A 16,583-nucleotide genomic window follows, 5' to 3' on the forward strand; every position below is an offset into this window, starting at 1 on the left:
CGCTTGCTTGGAGCGCACTCGAAGGTTTTAGCGTGGGGGCCATGACGGTGATGGAGACCACGAGTACGACGAGCGCGACGAGTGTCACTGATACCGCCGGTGCCGACAGTTGCGCCGGTCCGCCGCCCAAGCCCCGGCGGCCGGACGGGCGGGACAGGTACACGATCAGCGAGGTCGTCGACCTCACCGGTCTGACGGCCCACACGCTGCGCTGGTACGAGCGGATCGGGCTCATGCCGCACATCGACCGTTCCCACACCGGCCAGCGCCGCTACCGCAACCGCGACCTCGACTGGCTCGACCTCGTCGGCAAGCTCCGGCTGACCGGCATGCCGGTCGCCGACATGGTCCGCTACGCGGAGCTGGTGCGCGCGGGCGACCACACCTACACCGAGCGCTTCGACCTGCTCAAGTCGACCCGGGACGATGTCCTGTCCCGGATCGCCGAACTGCAGGACACCCTGAGCGTGCTCGACCGAAAGATCAACTTCTACGCTGACGCCGGGCCCGCCCTGGCGTCGGAGAGGGCGTCATGACGGACGGCAGGATCGCGACGGCACGGCTCGGCACGGACGGCCCCGAGGTCGGTGTCCAGGGCCTCGGCTGCATGGGCATGAGCTTCGCGTACGGCCCCTCCGACGCGGCGGAGTCCCGGGCCACCCTGGAGCGCGCGCTGGAACTGGGCGTCACGCTCTACGACACGGCCCACGCGTACGGCGCCGGGGAGAACGAGCGTTTCCTCTCCCCCTTCTTCAAGGCGCACCGCGACGAGGTCGTCGTCGCCACCAAGTTCGGTCTGGCGATCGACCCCGACGACCCGACCGGCCGGATCATCCGCAACGACACGGCCCACATACGCGAGTCCGTCGAGGGCAGCCTGCGCCGTCTCGACGTCGACGTGATCGACCTCTACTACATGCACCGCCGTGACGTGCGCGTCCCGATCGAGGAAAGCGTCGGGGTCATGGCGGAGCTGGTCCGCGAGGGCAAGGTCCGGCAGCTGGGCCTCAGCGAGGTCACGGCCGCCGAACTCCGCGCGGCCCACGCCGTGCACCCCATCGCCGCCCTGCAGTCCGAGTGGTCCCTGTTCAGTCGTGACATCGAGGCGAGCGTCGTCCCCGCCGCCCGCGACCTCGGTGTCACCCTCGTCGCCTACTCGCCGCTGGGCCGGGGCTTCCTCACCGGGTCCTTCGCCAGGGCCGAGGACCTCACCGCGGACGACTTCCGCCGCCACCAGCCCCGCTTCACCGGCGACAACGCCGCCGCCAACGGGGCCCTGCTGGACCCGGTCCGCAAGGTCGCGCAGGCGCACGACGCCACCCCGGGCCAGATCGCCCTGGCCTGGGTCCAGAGGCAGGCACCCCTGCACGGCCTTCCCGTCGTCCCCATCCCGGGCACCCGCAGGCCGGGCCGCGTGGAGGAGAACACGGCGGCCACGCGGATCGTCCTCGGCGAGGACGACTTGGCCCTGCTGGAGCCGCTGGCGGCCCAGGTGGCGGGCGACCGCTACGCGGACATGCGCTTCACGTCGGCGGGCAGGGAGTAGCGCCGAACCCGGCCGGGGCTGGAGGAACGCCGGACTCCGCCCCGGCCGGGGGAGCGCGGGCTACAACTCGGCCAGCAACTCCGCCTTCTTCACGCTGAACTCCTCGTCGGTGACCAGGCCCGCCTCGTGCAGTTCCCCCAGGTGCCGGATCCGGTCGGCGATGTCCGCCGGATCCCGCCTGGGCGCGGCGGAGGCCGCCGCCGGCTCCACCGGCCCGGCGGCGCCGGTCCGCGCCGCCGCCAGTACGGCCGCGGCGAACGGCAGCGACTCGTGCACCGGCCCGTACCCCAGCCCGAACACGACGGCGGCCGGATCATGATCCGGCTGGGCCGGCTGCTCGCCGTTGGCATCGCGTCGCAGCAGGCGCAGATACCCCTCGAACAGTTCCGGCGACCGCCACTCCACGCCACTGAGCGCGCTCACCGGGAAGCTCTGGTCGCCGGCCTTCCACTTCGCGGAGGACGCGCCCGTCCAGAACCACCGGAACGACACCGACCGGCCGTCGAACGACGCCTTGCCGTCGTACGCCTTGAACTGCAGCGGTACTTCGGGCGCCGCCACCAGGAACCGGTCGGCCGGTCCCGACCCGGTCAGCCGGGCGCGCAGCTCGTCGGCGTAGTACTCCGCGAGCGTCTCCCGCTCGGCCGGCAGCACCAGCCGGTACGGGTCGGAGCCCTCCTTGAGCTGGCCCGCCGCCGCCTCCATCAGCGGATCGGCGCCAGGTCGCGGCACGGCGTGCAGCACGACGGTGCCCCGCTTCCCGGGTGTCAGCGTCACCTCCCCGATCGCCTCCAGGGGGATGCGCCGCTCACCGAGCGCCTGGAAGAGCTTCGGCGTGCGAATCCCCCGTTCGAAGCGGATGAGCACGGAGTCGGACTCGAACTCCCAGACGGCATGCAATCCGGCCAGTACGTCACCCATGCGGCTCATCGTATGCGGGCGACGCGGGGAAGTCCCGACCGTGGCGAACCGCACTTCTGCCCCTTTCTACGCGCGTCAGGCCGCAGCGCTGTCGGACAGACCCGCCAGACACGAGTCGTCCTTGCGCGCACAGCGCACCGACGCGTAGGCGCCGATGCCGATCTCGGCGAAGTTGTGCAAACTCTCCGTGCCCGGCTCGAAGTAGCCGCTGTGGCCCTGGGCGTCGGCGGCCGACAGGATGCGCGCCCCGAACTCCGAGGAGACCGGGTCGGCGCCGTGGCCGAGCCCGCCGACCTCCAGATAGGGCACGTCCTGGATCCAGTCGTCGGCGTCCCGCATGGCCCACACCCGGGCCCCGGTCCGCAGTTGGCGCACCGAGTCGGCGCGCATGCCCGGGCTGCCGGCGACCGCGATGTCGGTGACCCGGGACGGCAGCGACGGAGCGGCGACCCCGCAGACCACCGAGCCGTAGCTGTGGCACACCAGCGCCACGGTGGAGCCCCCGGGCAGACTGCGCACCAGCGCGTTCAGCCGGACCGAGCCCTGCTCGGCGCGCAGCGCGGTGGCCGAGTCGAGGCCGAGGCCGGTGGGCGCGGTGTAGTCGGCCCAGGCGATCACGGCCGTGGGCGTCGCGGGGTCGGCCGAGCGCTCGGCGTCGTAGAGCGATTCGGCCATGCCGACGGGGGCGGAGAACCGGCGGTTGGTGCGCTGGAAGTTGATGATGCTGGTGTCGACACCCGGCACGACGACCGAGACGCGCTCCGCCGTGTCGAGGTTGCCGAAGACCTCGGCGACCCGGCCGTTGCCCTCGGGGTCGAAGGCGAGGATGTCGCGCTTCTTCGCGGCGAGCATGGCGAAGCGGTGCATCCGGCGGCCGGCCTCGTGCCGGCCGGTCTCGGAGAGCCGCTGGTCGTGCATGCGCGCGCGTTCGCGCTCGCTCTGCCGGTGCAGCGCGAGACGGTTGGCCCGGTAGCGCAGCTCGACGGGAGCGCCGGCCATGTTGCCGACGGCGAGCGGGTACCGGTGGGCGAGCCGGTCGCGCTGGTGCGCGGTGAGCGAGGCGAAGAAGGCCGCCAGGCGGTGCGGGGAGGCGTCGGCGTCCGGCAGTTCGCGGCCGTCGAGATGCCCGCGCTGCCACGCGGAGAGCGACGCCTGCAGCGGCGACTCCTCACGGTGGCTGCGGATCGCGGTCCAGCCGGTGGTCGCCAGCATCACGAAAACCACGGCCAGCGCCAGCAGTGCGCGCCAGACGTTCAGTTGCGGGGTGGAGTCGAAGGAAGTCACTGAAAGGACACACTAAGAGAACGGAAGGGTCTCGCGTTAACCAAGTGAGAGGGATCACGTTTCGATCACACACCTTCCGCGCACTGCGCACGGAACATCCCGTTGGCGCCCTTCCTCACGATTTTCAGCCAGTACGCCACTTTTCGGCCAACGTCGGCCGTACGGCGTCCAGATGCGCGGCGGTCAGTTCGCGCATCGCCTCCTTGCTGAGGTCACCGCCCTGGACCCAGCTGCGCTCGGTGACCCTCATCACCCCGCCGAACAACGCCACCGCCACCCGCGGCCGGGGATCGGTGTGCACGTCGAGCCCCTCGCGCTCGGCGACGATCCGCTCCAGCTCCCGCGCGACCTCGTCCGAGCGGCGCAGATGGGCGGCCAGCAGTGCGGGCGTCGACTCGATCATGCCGTAGGCCCGCAGATAGAGGTCGACGGGGACGACCCGGTCGACGGCCTCGCCGATGGCGTCCCAGCCCTCCAGCACGGCGTTGCGCATCGCCTCCAGCGGAGCCTCGTGCGCCGGGCGGGCGCGCACGGCGGCCAGGAAGTGGGCCTGGGTGAGCTCCAGGGCCGCGAGGGCCGCCTCCTCCTTTCCCGCGAAGTAACGGAAGAAGGTCCGCTGCGAGACGTCGACTGCCTCGGCGATCTCGTCGACCGTCGTCGTCTCGTAGCCCTGGGTGGTGAACAGTTCCAGGGCCGCCCGCAGCAGCGCGTCGTGGGTGCGCTGCTTCTTCCGCTCGCGCAGCCCGGGCCGCTCGTGCGCCGTCGCCGCCGTGGCAGCCGTCTCCATGAACCCTCGTCTCCACCCGCGCCTGCGGCGAGTGACGTGACAGTTACCGACTTGTGAATTGGTTTGTCAACTGTCAGTCGCTGTCATTAGTCTCGCGCGTATGACTAGTCAGACCACTGTCGACAAGACGGGACCGGAGGACGACACGCCGGTCGTCCCGTCGGACCCGTCGACCGGCCGGGGCCGGGGCCTGCGCGGCCATCCCTGGTTCACCCTCCTCACCGTGGCCGTCGGCGTCATGATGGTCGCCCTCGACGGCACCATCGTGGCGATCGCCAACCCGGTCATCGCGGACGACCTCAAGGCGAGTTTCGCCGAGGTCCAGTGGATCACCAACGCGTACTTCCTCGCGCTGGCGGTCACCCTCATCACCGCGGGCAAGCTGGGCGACCGCTTCGGCCACCGCCAGACCTTCCTCATCGGGGTGGTCGGCTTCGCCGCCGCCTCCGGGGCCATCGGCCTGTCGGACTCGGTCGCCTTCGTGGTGACCTTCCGTGTCTTCCAGGGCCTGTTCGGCGCGCTGCTGATGCCGGCCGCGCTCGGCCTGCTCCGGGCCACCTTCCCCGCCGAGAAGCTGAACATGGCGATCGGCATCTGGGGCATGGTCATCGGCGCCTCCACCGCGGGCGGCCCGATCCTCGGCGGCTTCCTGGTGGAGAACGTCAGCTGGCAGTCGGTGTTCTGGATCAACGTCCCCGTCGGCGTCCTCGCCCTGGCCCTCGGCGCCTGGATCCTGCTGGACCACCGCGCCGAGAACGCCCCGCGCTCCTTCGACGTCCTCGGCATAGCCCTGCTGTCCGGAGCCATGTTCTGCCTGGTCTGGGCGCTGATCAAGGCTCCCGAGTGGGGCTGGGGCGACGGCCTGACCTGGACCTTCGTCGCCGCGTCCGTCGTCGGCTTCGGCCTCTTCGCCTTCTGGGAGACCAAGGTGAGGGAGCCCTTGATCCCGCTGGGCCTCTTCCGTTCCGTCCCCCTGTCCGCGGGTGTCGTCCTGATGGTCCTCATGGCCATCGCCTTCATGGGCGGTCTGTTCTTCGTGACGTTCTACCTGCAGAACGTGCACGGGATGAGCCCGATCGACGCGGGTCTGCACCTCCTGCCGCTCACCGGCATGATGATCGTCGGCTCGCCGCTGGCCGGCGCGCTGATCACCAAGGCCGGTCCGCGTGTCCCGCTGGCCGGCGGCATGGCCCTCACCGCGATCGCCATGTACGGCATGTCGACGCTGGAGACCGACACCGGCAGCGCCGTGATGTCCCTGTGGTTCGCGCTCCTCGGCCTCGGCCTCGCCCCGGTCATGGTCGGCGCCACCGAGGTCATCGTCGGCAACGCCCCCCTGGAGCTGTCCGGTGTCGCCGGTGGTCTCCAGCAGGCCGCGATGCAGATCGGCGGCAGCCTCGGCACGGCCGTCCTCGGTGCCGTGATGGCCTCCAAGGTCGACGGCGACCTCCCGGGCAACTGGGCGGACGCCGGTCTGCCGCCGCTCACCGAGGCACAGCTCGGCCAGGCGTCCGAGGCCGTCCAGGTCGGCGTCCCGCCGGTCGCCGAGGGCACCCCGCCGGAGATCGCGGCGAAGATCGCCACGGTCGCGCACGCCACGTTCATGTCCGGCATGGGCCTGGCGTCCCTCGTGGCCGCCGGGGTCGCGGCGGTCGCCGTCCTCGTGGCGTTCCTGACCAAGCGCGGCGAGAACGCGGAGGCGGGCGCCGGGGCGGCGCACATCTGACCGCTCCACCGCTGCCTCACGCGCGGGTTTGCGCCCGTGTTCGCCTATCAGGGTGACAGCGCCGAAGATCGCTTTCCCGCTCTGCGCGCCGTAGGTCACAGTGGGTCAAGTCCTCCGCACGGCATGGCCGTTGCCGACGGGGAGACCCGGGGCCTGCGGCGCGCTGCCGGAGGGGGGCAGCGCGCGCGGTCGGCTCCGCCAACACCCCCTGGTTTCAACCCCCGAGCAGGGGTACCCGTCGTTCCGTACGCGAACTGACCGCGAGGTTCAGGGAGTTGATGACGATGGCGGGCTTCGGACACGGTACGCGCAGGCACCCCCGGGCACGTGGCCGGACGTGGTCACAGACCGGGCCGGATCGCGCGACCCTCGGGATCGTCGGAGTCATCTGCGCGGTCGCGGGATTCTTCGTGCTGGGCATCGTCCTCGGCCCGGTGGCGGTCCTCTGCGGCTGGCTGGCGATGAACCGCACCTGGTCCGGCTCCCGCCCCGTCCCCGCGGTCGTCGCGGTCGTCCTGGGCGCGATCGACACGATCCTGGCCATCATCTGGCTCGCCGGCGCGGCGACGCCCGGGGCCGGCCTCTTCTGACCGCGGAGAGCGAGAAGCGGGGTGCGTCGTCGGGTGCGGGCCCGGTGGGGCTTCTCGCGCAGTTCCCCGCGCCCCTGAAGAGCAGGGGCTGCGCCCCGTGCTCTTAGGGCCGAAAAAGCATGGGGCGCAGCCCCTGCTTTTTCAGGGGCGCGGGGAACCGCGCGACCAGCCACGACGCACCCGCACCCGGCAACGCGCCCCCGAACTCAACGGCGCTGCTCCGGCACCCCCTGCACAGGAACGGACTTCAACGACGCCACCTCGGCCCGCAACAGCCGGACCTCCTCCGCCAGCTCGGCTATCGCCGCGGTCTGCCGCCGCTCCTCCGCGTCGTCCTTCTCGAACCGCGCTATGAACCACGCCGCGATGTTCGCCGTCACCACACCCAGCAGCGCGATCCCGGACAGCATCAGCCCGACGGCCAGCACCCGCCCCATCCCGGTCGTCGGCGCGTGGTCCCCGTACCCCACGGTCGTCATCGTCGTGAACGACCACCACACCGCGTCGTCCAACGTGTGGATGTTCCCGCCGGGCGCGTCCCGTTCCACGGACAGCACGGCCAGCGATCCGAACATCAGCAGCCCGACCACCGCGCCGCCGACGTACGTCGTGAGCTTTATCTGCGAGGCCATCCGCGCCCGCTGCCCGACCAGCAGCAGCGTCGCCACCACCCGCAGCAGCCGCAGCGGCTGGATCATCGGCAGCACCACGGCCGCCAGGTCCAGCCACCGCGTCCGCACGAACTCCCGGCGCCGGTCGGTGAGCGCGAGCCGCACGAGGTAGTCGAGGGCGAACGCGCCCCACACTCCCCACTCGACGAGATCGCACCACCACCTGACGTCCGTGCTCACGTCGGGCCGGACGATCGGCACCGCGTACGCCACCGCGAACACGGCCGCCAGAACGAACAGCGGCCGCTGAGTGTGCTGCTCCCACCGGATCTGCGCCGGGACCGTTCGCTGCTTCATGGGCGCATAGTAGAAAACGTGAAGGGGTGGTGAACCCACCGGTTCACCACCCCTTGACCGGGAAGCGGATGCTATGCGTCGCCTCCCGCGGCACCCGGGTCCGCCGCCGCCACGTCGAGCAGCTGGTACCGGTCGATGGCCTGCTTCAGCAGCGAGCGGTCGACCTTGCCCTCACGCGCCAGCTCGGTCAGCACCGCGACCACGATCGACTGCGCGTCGATGTGGAAGAAGCGCCGGGCCGCGCCCCGCGTGTCCGCGAAGCCGAAGCCGTCCGCGCCCAGCGACTGGTAGGTGCCCGGCACCCACCGCGAGATCTGGTCCGGCACCGAGCGCATCCAGTCCGAGACGGCCACGAACGGCCCCTCGGCGCCGCTCAGCTTCCTCGTCACGTACGGGACGCGCTGCTCCTCCTCGGGGTGCAGCAGGTTGTGCCGCTCCACCTCGACGGCCTCGCGGCGCAGCTCGTTCCAGGAGGTCGCCGACCAGACGTCCGCCTTCACGTTCCAGTCGGCGGCGAGGATCCGCTGCGCCTCGACGGCCCACGGGACCGCCACACCGGAGGCGATGATCTGCGCGGGGATCGACCCCTCCTCGCCGGCCCGGTAGCGGTGGATGCCCTGGAGGATGCCCTCCACGTCCACGTCCGCCGGCTCGGCCGGGTGCTGGATCGGCTCGTTGTAGACGGTGAGGTAGTAGAAGACGTCCTCGCCCGGCTTGCCGTCCGCGGTCTCGCCGTACATCCGGCGCAGACCGTCCTTCACGATGTGCGCGATCTCGAACCCGAACGCCGGGTCGTAGGCGACACAGCCGGGGTTGGTGGACGCCAGCAGCTGCGAGTGGCCGTCCGCGTGCTGCAGGCCCTCACCGGTCAGCGTCGTACGGCCGGCCGTCGCGCCCAGGACGAAGCCGCGCGCCAGCTGGTCGGACATCTGCCAGAACTGGTCGCCGGTGCGCTGGAAACCGAACATCGAGTAGAAGACGTAGACCGGGATGAGCGGCTCGCCGTGGGTGGCGTACGCCGAACCGGCCGCGATGAGGGAGGCCGTGCAGCCCGCCTCCGAGATGCCGTCGTGCAGCATCTGGCCCGTCGGCGACTCCTTGTACGCGAGCAGCAGATCACGGTCGACGGCCTCGTACTGCTGGCCGAGCGGGTTGTAGATCTTCGCGCTCGGGAAGAACGAGTCCATGCCGAAGGTGCGGTACTCGTCGGGGGCGATCAGCACGAACCGCTTGCCGATCTCCTTGTCCCGCATGAGGTCCTTCAGCAGACGCACGAACGCCATGGTGGTGGCGATCGACTGCTGACCGGAACCCTTCTTCACACTCGCGTACGTCTTGTCCGCGGGCAGCGGCAGCGGCTTCGCGCGCACGACACGCGTCGGGACGTACCCGCCGAGTCCCTTGCGGCGGTCGTGCATGTACTGGATCTCCTCCGAGTCCCGCCCGGGGTGGTAGTACGGCGGAGCGCCGGACTCCAGCTCCTTGTCGGAGATGGGCAGGTGGAGGCGGTCGCGGAAGCCCTTGAGGTCGGCGACCGTCAGCTTCTTCATCTGGTGCGTGGCGTTGCGGCCCTCGAAGTTCGGGCCCAGCGTCCACCCCTTGACCGTCTTCGCCAGGATGACCGTCGGCTGGCCCTTGTGCTCGTAGGCCGCCTTGTACGCCGCGTAGATCTTGCGGTGGTCGTGACCGCCGCGGCCCAGGTGCAGGATCTGGTCGTCGGTCATGTTCTCGACCATCGCGCGCAGCCGGTGGTCGTCACCGAAGAAGTGGTCCCGGATGTACGAGCCGGTCTCGGTGGCGTACGTCTGGTACTGGCCGTCCGGCGTGGTGTTCATCCGGTTGACCAGCACACCGTCGCGGTCCTGGGCGAGCAGCGGGTCCCAGGAGCGGTCCCAGACCAGCTTGATGACGTTCCAGCCGGCGCCCCGGAAGACCGACTCCAGCTCCTGGATGACCTTGCCGTTGCCGCGCACCGGGCCGTCGAGGCGCTGGAGGTTGCAGTTGACCACGAAGGTCAGGTTGTCGAGGCCCTCACGGGCGGCGAGCGTGAGCTGGCCGAGGGACTCCGGCTCGTCCATCTCGCCGTCGCCGAGGAACGCCCACACATGGGACTTGGAGGTGTCCGCGATGCCGCGGCCCTCCATGTACCGGTTCATCCGCGCCTGGAAGATCGCGCCCAGCGGGCCCAGGCCCATCGAGACGGTCGGGAACTCCCAGAAGTCCGGCATCAGCCGCGGGTGCGGGTAGCTGGACAGGCCGTACGGCGCCTTCGACTTCTCCTGGCGGAAGGCGTCCAGCTGCTGGTCGTCGAGCCGGTCCAGGAGGTAGGCGCGGGCGTAGATGCCGGGGGAGGCGTGGCCCTGGAAGAAGATCTGGTCGCCGCCGTCGCCCTCCTCCTTGCCGCGGAAGAAGTGGTTGAAGCCCACGTCGTAGAGGGAGGCGGAGGACGCGAAGGTCGCGATGTGGCCGCCGACGCCGATACCGGGCCGCTGGGCGCGCGACACCATCACGGCGGCGTTCCACCGGGTCGCGTTGAGGATCTTCCGCTCGATCTCCTCGTTGCCCGGGAAGAACGGTTCGGCCTTGGTGGGGATGGTGTTGACGTAGTCCGTGCTGCGCATCTCGGGCACGGCCACGCGCTTCTCACGGGCCCGCTCGATGAGCCGGAGCATCAGGTAGCGCGCGCGCTCACGGCCGCGCTCGTCCACGGCGGCGTCGAGCGAGTCGAGCCACTCCTGGGTCTCCTCGGGATCGAAGTCAGGGACCTGACTCGGAAGGCCGCCAATGATGATCGGATTGCGATCGGATCCGGAAGCCACGCTGTTCCTTAGCTGTCAGAGGGCCGCTCTTCAGGGGTTCTGCAAGGGTGTTCTCTAGGTGCCTGCACCGCCCCCCATCGTGTACCTCAAGGACGTATACGTCACCTCTACCGAGAAGTAACCAGGGTGGTCGCCCGCTCGACAAAGGTAGTAAAGGTATTCGATGCTCGTACCCCCGGATGGTTGCCGAATGCGCAAAACGGGCAGAACGGTGTGGCGTGCGTCACGTGAGGCGGTGAATCGCCGCAGGGAGTTGCGGTGACACGGCCCGGATCGTCACCGTTTCGGCGGTCTGGAAGGCTGGGTACTTGCGCGATCGGTCCCGCCCGTGTGGACTACGGCCATTGCTTCGCGCACGCGCGTGGCTCATTCCCCAGGGGGCGACCCCACCCGAACATGATCAGGAGGCAACCCGTGAGCGCGACCGCGGACCACGCGGAGGAGCGGACGAACCCTGCCGCGAGGCTGGGGTTCCAGCCCGAGCAGGTGGTCCAGGAGATCGGCTACGACGACGACGTCGACCAGGAGCTCCGCGAGTCCATCGAGGAAGTCGTGGGCAGTGAGCTCGTCGACGAGGACTACGACGACGTGGCCGATGCCGTCGTGCTGTGGTTCCGAGACGACGACGGCGACCTGACCGACGTACTGGTGGACGCCACCACGTACATCGAGGAAGGCGGCTCGATCCTGCTGCTGACGCCCAAGACCGGGCGGGACGGCTATGTGGAGCCCAGCGACATCTCCGAAGCCGCGACGACCGCGGGGCTGTCCGCGTCGAAGAGCGTCAGTGTCGGCAAGGACTGGAGTGGCAGCCGGCTGGTGACGCCCAAGGCGGCGAAGAAGAAGTAGTGACGTGACCCGCGCCCCCGGAGCGAGGCCCCTCGGGCCCACCCCTCCGGGGGCGCGGTGTTTCCCCTGCGTAGGCTGGGCCACCCGAACGGTCCATGAAGGGACTCAGGAACATCATGGCGATCCAGGTCGGCGACAAGGCACCCGACTTCGAGCTGAAGGACAACCACGGGGCCACCGTGCGGCTCGCGGACTTCCGCGGCGAGAAGAACGTGGTGGTCCTCTTCTACCCGTTCGCGTTCACCGGCGTGTGCACCGGCGAGCTGTGCGAGCTGCGGGACAACCTGCCGAAGTTCGTGAACGACGACGTGCAGCTGCTGGCCGTGTCGAACGACTCCATCCACACGCTGCGGGTCTTCGCCGAGCAGGAGGGCCTGGAGTACCCGCTGCTGTCGGACTTCTGGCCGCACGGCGAGGTGTCCCGGGCGTACGGCGTGTTCGACGCGGACAAGGGCTGCGCGGTGCGCGGCACGTTCATCATCGACAAGGAGGGCGTCGTCCGCTGGTCGGTCGTGAACTCCCTGCCGGACGCCCGCGACCTGAACGAGTACCTCGCGGCCCTCGACACCCTGTGATTCTTCGGTTCCAAGCCCTACGGGGATCGGGAACCCGTCACTAGGATCGACACGTTGATCCGACACCAACGCAATGCAGGGGTTTCGCGCCCCTGAGACCACAACGGAGGACTTCGTGGGAGTCAGCCTCAGCAAGGGCGGCAACGTATCGCTGACCAAGGAGGCGCCGGGCCTGACCGCGGTCATCATCGGACTGGGGTGGGACATTCGCACCACGACCGGTACCGACTTCGACCTGGACGCCAGTGCCCTGCTGCTGGACGCGTCGGGCAAGGTCAGCAGCGACGCCAACTTCGTCTTCTTCAACAACCTCAAGAGCCCGGACGGCTCGGTCGAGCACACCGGTGACAACCTCACCGGTGAGGGCGAGGGCGACGACGAGCAGATCAAGGTCAACCTCGCGACCGTCCCGGCCGAGATCGAGAAGATCGTCTTCCCGGTCTCGATCTACGACGCCGAGAACCGCCAGCAGTCCTTCGGCCAGGTCCGCAACGCCTTCATCCGCGTGGTGAACCAGGCCGGCGAGGCGGAGATCGCCCGCTACGACCTCTCCGAGGACGCCTCCACCGAGACGGCCATGGTCTTCGGCGAGCTGTACCGGCACGGCGCCGAGTGGAAGTTCCGCGCCATCGGCCAGGGCTACGCCTCGGGTCTGCGCGGCATCGCCCAGGACTTCGGTGTGAACGTCTGAGTCACGGGGGAAGTAGCCCCCTGGACCTGCCGACTCACCACGTCCGGCGCCGCTGTCGTCACCGACGGCGGCGCCGGACGCGCTCGTACGACGGGGGCGCCGGACGCGCTCGTACGACGGGGGCGCCGGACGCGCTCGTACGACGGGGGCGCCGGACGCGCTCGTACGACGGGGGCGGGCGGTCCGCGCGTACGCACCCCACCGGCGCGTACGCACACAACTGAACAGTTGAGCCACTGAAGCTCGAAAATCGGGGAGGACCAGCACCATGGGCGTCACACTCGCCAAGGGAGGCAATGTCTCCCTCTCCAAGGCCGCGCCGAACCTCACGCACGTGTTGGTCGGTCTCGGCTGGGACGTCAGAACCACCACCGGAGCACCTTTCGACCTCGACGCCAGCGCCCTGCTGTGCCAGGGCGGCCGGGTGCTGGGCGACGAGTGGTTCGTCTTCTACAACAACCTCAAGAGCCCCGACGGCTCGGTCGAGCACACCGGGGACAACCTCACCGGTGAGGGTGACGGCGACGACGAGTCGCTGATCATCGACCTCTCCCGGGTGCCGGTCACCGTCGACAAGATCGTCTTTCCGGTCTCCATCCATGACGCCGAGAACCGCGGCCAGGCGTTCGGCCAGGTCAGCAATGCGTTCATCCGTGTCGTCAACCAGGCGGACGGTCAGGAACTCGCTCGTTACGACCTTTCCGAGGACGCTTCCACCGAGACCGCGATGATCTTCGGTGAGGTCTACCGGTATGGCGGGGAATGGAAGTTCCGGGCGGTGGGGCAGGGGTACGCGTCCGGTCTTCGGGGCATCGCACTCGACTTCGGCGTGAACGTGTCGTAGCGCTTTATGCGCAAAAACCGGGGCCGTGTGGGGTAGGCGGGGTGCCCGACTACACTTCGGGTTCAAAGTTTCGCAAAGCCGCGCGCGGCGCGGGGGAACCCCGTACACACACGATTGGGTAGCCAGTGGTTCTGAAAACCTTCGGCTGGTCGTTCGCGGTCACCGCGCTCGGCTTGGTAGCAGCGGTTCTCTACGACGGATGGACGGCCCTCGGGCTCGTCGCGATCCTGTCGATCCTGGAGATCTCGCTGTCGTTCGACAACGCGGTGGTCAACGCCGGAATCCTGAAGAAGATGAATGCCTTCTGGCAGAAGATCTTCCTCACCATCGGCATCCTGATCGCGGTCTTCGGCATGCGGCTGGTCTTCCCCGTCGTCATCGTCGCCATCAGCGCCAAACTGGGGCCGATCGAGGCCGTCGACCTGGCGCTGACCGACAAGGACCAGTACCAGCAGTACGTGACCGACGCGCACCCGTCGATCGCGGCCTTCGGCGGCATGTTCCTGCTGATGATCTTCCTGGACTTCATCTTCGAGGACCGGGACATCAAGTGGCTGGGCTGGCTGGAGCGCCCGCTGGCCAAGCTGGGCAAGATCGACATGCTGTCGGCCTGCATCGCGATGATCGTCCTGCTGATCACCTCGATGACCTTCGCGACCCACGCCCACCAGCACGGCGGCACCCACGTCGACAAGGCCCAGACCGTCCTGATCTCCGGGCTCGCCGGTCTCATCACCTATCTCATCGTCGGCGGCCTCTCCAGCTTCTTCGAGAACCGCCTGGAGGAAGAGGAGGAGCGCGAGCACGAGGCCGAGGAGGAGGCCGCGCGTGCCGGCAAGCCGCGCTCGGCCGTCGCCCTCGCGGGCAAGGCCGCGTTCTTCATGTTCCTCTACCTGGAGGTCCTGGACGCGTCCTTCTCCTTCGACGGTGTCATCGGCGCCTTCGCCATCACCAACGACATCGTCCTGATGGCGCTGGGCCTCGGCATCGGCGCGATGTACGTCCGGTCGCTGACCGTGTACCTGGTCCGCCAGGGCACCCTCGACGACTACGTCTACCTGGAGCACGGCGCCCACTACGCGATCGGCGCCCTGGCGGCGATCCTCCTCATCACCATCCAGTACGAGATCAACGAGATCATCACCGGTCTCATCGGTGTCGTCCTGATCGGCTGGTCGTTCTGGTCCTCCGTGCGCCGCAACAAGGCGCTGGCGGCCGAAGAGGGAAAAGCTGACGCCGCCGACAAGGCGGAGGTCTCCTCCGGGGTGTGACCACCCGTGGGGTGAGGGCAGGCTCTGAGCGGGGCGGCCGACGAGGATGCGTCCTCGTCGGCCGCCCCGCTGGTGGTTGACGCGACGAGACGGCGGGTGTGGGGCGGGCATGAGTTTCCTGGACAACCTCTGGCGGGGGCGGGCCTCGGAGTTCGACGCGGGCAACGCGGCGACCAACGCGATCGAGCTGACCAAGCGGCACCAGAAGGTGTCCCTGTCCAAGCAGAACGCGGCGGCGGGCCATCTGCGCGTCAATCTGTCCTGGCGGATGCGGACCTCCGACATCGGCGGACCCAAGCGGCAGAGCGTGCTGCGGCACCCCTTCAGGGCGCTCCGGCCGGAGGAGGTCCAGGCGCACAGCCAGAGCATGGTGAACGTCGACCTCGACCTCGGCTGCCTGTACGAGCTGGCCGACGGGACGAAGGGGGTCGTGCAGCCGCTGGGCGGCTTCCTCGGGGACATCAACGAGCCGCCGTACATGCGGCTCAGCGGGGACGACCGGTTCGGGTCGGGGTCCGGCGAGACGATGTACATCAACCTGGACCACCGTGAGGCGTTCCGGCGGATGCTGGTGTTCGTCTACATCTACGACCAGACGCCCGCGTTCGACCGTACGCACGCGATCGTGACCCTGTACCCCAGCAACGGCCCGCGGATCGAGATAGGTCTCGACGAGCGGCACCCGCAGGCCCGGTCGTGCGCCGTGGTGATGATCGAGAACGTCAAGGGGGAGATCACCGTGCGCCGGGAGGTGAAGTTCGTCTACGGCTTCCAGGCCGAACTCGACCGCCTGTACGGGTGGGGGCTGCAGTGGGGGCGGGGATACAAGAGCAAGGCCGAGCGATCCTGACGCCCCCGCTCCTCAGCGGCCGATGAACTGCGGTCCCTGCGGCGGCAGGCGGAAGTCGGGGTCCAGGGCCGCCGCCGTGGGCTGGGGGTAGCCGTACGCCGGGCCGTTGGTGGTGGCCGGGGTCGGCTGGGGGTGCGGATAGCCGTAGCCGGACTGCTGCGTGACGGCCGCCGGGGGGTAGCCGTACCCGGGCTGGGCCGGGACGCCGGCCGGGGGCCGCTCGGGGGGCAGCGGCGCGGAGGTCTCGGGGGACGGGGTCCGCGCGGTGGCGTTCTGGTCGGCCCCGGCGGCGGTCGACTCGTCGACCATGATGCCGAAGTTGGTGGCGAGGCCCTCCAGGCCGTTGACGTACCCCTCGCCGAGGGCGCGGAACTTCCAGCCGCCCCCGCGGCGGTACAGCTCGCCGCAGATCAGGGCGGTCTCCTCGCCGGTCTCGGGCTTGACGTCGAAGTACGCCAGCGGTTCGGCGTCCGCGACCGTGGCGTCGTACAGCAGGATGCGCAGGGACGGTACGCGGTCGAAGGTGACGTCCCCCGCGGAGGCCACCAGGAGAATCTGGCCGACGGCGGACTCGACACCGGCCAGGTCGGTCTGGATGGTGTCGGTGGGGCCCTCGGCCACCCGCTTCTGGCCGAGCCGCCACACCTTGCCGGAGGGGTGACGGGGCTGGTTGTAGAAGACGAAGTCCTCGTCGGACCGTACGCGGCCGTCGGGGCCGAGGAGCAGCGCCGAGGCGTCGACCACCGGGACGCCCTGCCCGGGCGCCCAGCGCAGCACGGCGCGGACCGCCGTGGCTTCGATCGGGATGTTCGACCCCTTCAGCATCGCGTGCGTCATGCGGTCATCCTGCCCTCTCGGTCCT

General features: G+C 69.6%; 16 protein-coding genes. 10 read left to right on the plus strand and 6 right to left on the minus strand.

The genetic code is table 11. From position 1 onward, the window contains the following. Window positions 1-41 precede the first annotated feature (41 nt). The gene (locus tag PYR72_RS33445; RefSeq protein ID WP_275458749.1) at window positions 42-536 is read left to right on the plus strand and encodes a MerR family transcriptional regulator; all 495 of its coding nucleotides are present in this window, start codon (window positions 42-44) and stop codon (window positions 534-536) included. Then, on the plus strand, window positions 533-1,546 hold the full coding sequence (locus PYR72_RS33450; RefSeq protein ID WP_275458750.1) for an aldo/keto reductase: 1,014 nt from the start codon (window positions 533-535) through the stop codon (window positions 1,544-1,546). Before PYR72_RS33445 ends, PYR72_RS33450 begins: the two co-directional genes overlap by 4 nt. A gap of 60 nt (window positions 1,547-1,606) precedes the next feature. Here PYR72_RS33450 and PYR72_RS33455 read toward each other — a convergent pair whose 3' ends face one another. The 3 genes from PYR72_RS33455 to PYR72_RS33465 all read right to left on the minus strand — a co-directional run bounded on the left by PYR72_RS33455 (window position 1,607) and on the right by PYR72_RS33465 (window position 4,538). Then, entirely contained in the window at window positions 1,607-2,467 is an 861-nt protein-coding gene (locus PYR72_RS33455; RefSeq protein WP_275458751.1) for a DUF4429 domain-containing protein, read from the minus strand. 75 nt (window positions 2,468-2,542) lie between these two features. After that, window positions 2,543-3,751 carry an alpha/beta hydrolase gene (locus PYR72_RS33460; RefSeq protein WP_275458752.1) on the minus strand — a complete coding sequence of 403 codons (1,209 nt, stop codon included), beginning with the start codon at window positions 3,749-3,751 and terminating at the stop codon, window positions 2,543-2,545. A 124-nt stretch (window positions 3,752-3,875) separates the two neighbouring features. Continuing rightward, window positions 3,876-4,538, minus strand: coding sequence for a TetR family transcriptional regulator (locus tag PYR72_RS33465; protein WP_275458753.1), 663 nt, complete (start codon window positions 4,536-4,538; stop codon window positions 3,876-3,878). A gap of 100 nt (window positions 4,539-4,638) precedes the next feature. Between PYR72_RS33465 and PYR72_RS33470 the strand changes: the two genes are divergently transcribed. After that, window positions 4,639-6,264 carry an MFS transporter gene (locus tag PYR72_RS33470; protein WP_275458754.1) on the plus strand — a complete coding sequence of 542 codons (1,626 nt, stop codon included), beginning with the start codon at window positions 4,639-4,641 and terminating at the stop codon, window positions 6,262-6,264. A gap of 284 nt (window positions 6,265-6,548) precedes the next feature. Next, window positions 6,549-6,854 (plus strand): small hydrophobic protein, encoded by a 306-nt coding sequence (locus tag PYR72_RS33475; protein ID WP_275458755.1) that lies wholly within the window; start codon window positions 6,549-6,551, stop codon window positions 6,852-6,854. A gap of 206 nt (window positions 6,855-7,060) precedes the next feature. Here PYR72_RS33475 and PYR72_RS33480 read toward each other — a convergent pair whose 3' ends face one another. After that, window positions 7,061-7,822, minus strand: a complete 762-nt coding sequence (locus tag PYR72_RS33480; protein ID WP_275458756.1) for a potassium channel family protein — start codon at window positions 7,820-7,822, stop codon at window positions 7,061-7,063. 71 nt (window positions 7,823-7,893) lie between these two features. Continuing rightward, entirely contained in the window at window positions 7,894-10,641 is a 2,748-nt protein-coding gene (gene aceE, locus PYR72_RS33485; protein ID WP_275458757.1) for a pyruvate dehydrogenase (acetyl-transferring), homodimeric type, read from the minus strand. Window positions 10,642-11,055: 414 nt separating this feature from the next. Here aceE and PYR72_RS33490 point away from each other — a divergent pair, with 414 nt between their 5' ends. The 6 genes from PYR72_RS33490 to PYR72_RS33515 all read left to right on the plus strand — a co-directional run bounded on the left by PYR72_RS33490 (window position 11,056) and on the right by PYR72_RS33515 (window position 15,721). Beyond that, on the plus strand, window positions 11,056-11,490 hold the full coding sequence (locus PYR72_RS33490; protein WP_275458758.1) for a DUF3052 domain-containing protein: 435 nt from the start codon (window positions 11,056-11,058) through the stop codon (window positions 11,488-11,490). 116 nt (window positions 11,491-11,606) lie between these two features. After that, on the plus strand, window positions 11,607-12,065 hold the full coding sequence (locus tag PYR72_RS33495) for a peroxiredoxin (protein WP_275460590.1): 459 nt from the start codon (window positions 11,607-11,609) through the stop codon (window positions 12,063-12,065). A 115-nt stretch (window positions 12,066-12,180) separates the two neighbouring features. Beyond that, window positions 12,181-12,756, plus strand: coding sequence for a calcium homeostasis/redox stress adaptation protein (locus PYR72_RS33500; protein ID WP_275458759.1), 576 nt, complete (start codon window positions 12,181-12,183; stop codon window positions 12,754-12,756). Window positions 12,757-13,024: 268 nt separating this feature from the next. After that, window positions 13,025-13,600, plus strand: coding sequence for a TerD family protein (locus PYR72_RS33505; protein ID WP_005478759.1), 576 nt, complete (start codon window positions 13,025-13,027; stop codon window positions 13,598-13,600). Between the two features lie 125 nt (window positions 13,601-13,725). Continuing rightward, on the plus strand, window positions 13,726-14,871 hold the full coding sequence (locus tag PYR72_RS33510) for a DUF475 domain-containing protein (RefSeq protein ID WP_275458760.1): 1,146 nt from the start codon (window positions 13,726-13,728) through the stop codon (window positions 14,869-14,871). Window positions 14,872-14,980: 109 nt separating this feature from the next. Next, complete coding sequence (locus tag PYR72_RS33515) at window positions 14,981-15,721, plus strand: Tellurium resistance (protein ID WP_275458761.1); 741 nt, start codon at window positions 14,981-14,983, stop codon at window positions 15,719-15,721. A gap of 12 nt (window positions 15,722-15,733) precedes the next feature. Here the strand turns inward: PYR72_RS33515 and PYR72_RS33520 are convergent, their stop codons facing one another. Beyond that, a complete protein-coding gene (locus PYR72_RS33520) occupies window positions 15,734-16,558 on the minus strand; it encodes a TerD family protein (RefSeq protein ID WP_275458762.1) in 825 nt (274 codons plus the stop codon). Window positions 16,559-16,583: the final 25 nt, after the last annotated feature.

The sequence above is a fragment of the Streptomyces sp. VNUA24 genome (genome assembly GCF_029167005.1).
GTDB classification, from domain to species: Bacteria; Actinomycetota; Actinomycetes; order Streptomycetales; family Streptomycetaceae; genus Streptomyces; species Streptomyces scabiei.